Origin of the sequence: Myroides injenensis M09-0166 (assembly GCF_000246945.1) — a bacterium.
Classification (GTDB): domain Bacteria; phylum Bacteroidota; class Bacteroidia; order Flavobacteriales; family Flavobacteriaceae; genus Flavobacterium; species Flavobacterium injenense.
In genome coordinates this window covers 1-2,452 of record NZ_BAEX01000150.1, presented here as the reverse complement: position 1 = coordinate 2,452, position 2,452 = coordinate 1, and the positions used below count along the sequence as shown (strand labels likewise).

1 protein-coding gene is annotated in these 2,452 nt (G+C 27.0%); it reads left to right on the top strand.

The features are described from left to right. Window positions 1-551 precede the first annotated feature (551 nt). A complete protein-coding gene (locus RH98_RS14860) occupies window positions 552-2,441 on the top strand; it encodes an ATP-binding protein (RefSeq protein ID WP_010257377.1) in 1,890 nt (629 codons plus the stop codon). Window positions 2,442-2,452 lie beyond the last annotated feature (11 nt).

Here is a 2,452-nt window from a genome sequence, read left to right as displayed (position 1 = left end):
TATGAAATCACTTTAGATTTTACTTTGTAAAAATAGATGGATTTAGTAATCGAAAGATTACAGCAAGTTATGTTTTGAGGCACTCGAAATTATGATTCGAGCTTTCAAAACGACTTGCTCTTGCAGAGGGCTAGAAAACTACTCCGAAGTCGTGAGTTTTTGTTAAAATAGTAGATAGACTCAAAATATTGAGTGGTTTACGGATTTCCGTAATAGAATTAACAAAAAAATTAATATGTTTGAAGGCAAGTAATAAGGTACGAATTGAATATTTTGAAATACAATAAGTTGTATATGTAACATGTAAAGATATGCTGATTTTATATTACTATCCTTATTTATACAAATCAGTTGTGAATTAAATTACTTCGTTATACACGAAACTATTCTTTTTAAGTAGCTTATTTTAAATAAAAAACAATTAATTGAACATGTTGATTTTATGAAATGCCACTATAAACGTTTTTCACAAAACGGATAGTTGTATTGTTCATGAAAAAAGATGCTAGCTGAAAGGTTAATACACTAATCAATTTCTACTTAAAAATAATATGTATTTAAAAAGACTAATCTTAGAAAACTTCAGAAGTTATAAAAATATCGAAATTGACTTTGTTGATAATTTAAATGTTATAATTGGTAAAAATGATATTGGTAAATCAACAATTTTAGAAGCACTAGACATTTTTTTTGGTGAAGAGAAAATTAAAATTGATTTTTCTGATAAGAATGTTTTTTGTGGTAATCACATTTCCATAAGATGTTGTTTTAAAGTCGATACTTCTAAAGAATATCTTATAGATACAGATGTAAAAACTAATTTAAAAGATGAATTTTTACTAAATGAAAATGATGAGTTAGAAATTAAAAAAGTTTGGGATTGTAGTAAAGGTAAAATTACTGCTGCTTCATTAAAGACTTTTCTAATTTGTTATTATCCAAACGAATTTGCCAATAAACCTCTACCAACACTTAAAATAGAAGAACTTAGAAAAGTTTTAGAGAAAGAAGATATAGCATTTGCACTCTCTGAGCTACAAAATAATAACGAGTTAAAAAATCTTCATATAGGTTTAGATATTGGACCTTATAACCCTGACATAGACAAAAAAGTTCCAATTGAGTTTGACAAAAGAAAAAGAGCTGAAATTAGAAAAGCTATATATAGTGTTTCTAATTTACAGAAAATTTCAAGAATCGAAATGCCAATTGATAAAGAAGATGGCAAAAACATTTGGGAAAGTCTGTCAAAAGACTTACCTCTATATTTTTTATTTCAATCTGACAGAGTAAATAAAGATACAGATAAAGAAGTTCAAGATCCATTAAAAGTTATAACTAAACGAGCTATTGAAACAGTTTCGGATAAACTAGAAGAAGTTACAAAATTAATAAAAGAAAGTGCTGAAATAATTGGCGAAGAAACAATTGAAAAGCTCAAGGAGATGAATCCAGAACTTGCTAAAGTTTTAAAACCAGATGTTTCTACGAAAGCCTGGGATACATTATTTTCATTTTCCTTTATTGGAGATGATAATATTCCGATGAATAAGAGAGGAAGCGGAGTAAGAAGATTGATTACGCTCAATTATTTTAGAGCTGAAGCCGAGAGAAAAAATATAGAAAACAAGAGCATTATTTACGCTATTGAAGAGCCCGAAACAGCTCAACATCCTGATCATCAAAATTTGTTAATAAATGCTTTAAACGAATTAGCACATAAAGATAATTATCAAGTTATATTAACTACACATTCTCCAGAAGTTGCTAAACAACTTAAAAATGAAAACTTATTATTCATTGACAAAAAAGATGGAGAAAATTATTTAGTAAATGATAATCAAAAACTGAAAGCTATTTCCAATACATTAGGACTTACATCATACATTGGAAAATTAGTAATTTGTTTAGAGGGAACAAATGATATAAGTTTCTTAACTAATTTGAATAAATACATTCCCGAATTCAATGAAATTATTGATTTAGAAAAAGAAAAAATTAAAATAATTCCTATGGGAGGTTCTAGTTTGATGAATTGGGTTGATAAAGAATATCTAGAAGGTTCAAATGTAATAGAGTTCCATTTATATGATAGAGATACAGACGAAAAATACAAAAGCTCTATTGATAAAGTTAATGAAAGGAAAAATTCTTCTAAAGGAATATTAACAATGAAACGAGAAATGGAAAATTACATTCCAGCATGTCTATATGAAAAAGAATTTGATATAGTTTTAAAAGATGTTTCAGATTGGGACAATTCTGATATTGCAAATATTGTTACTAATAAAACTACAAAATTTAACGATGAGAAAATAATAAAATCGATTGCAAACGGGAAATTAACTAAACAAATCACAAAAGCGCATTTAATAGAATTAAATTGTTTCGAAGAAATAAAGAGTTGGTTTGAAGAAATAAAGGAATTATACGAAAAATAAGTACTACAGCT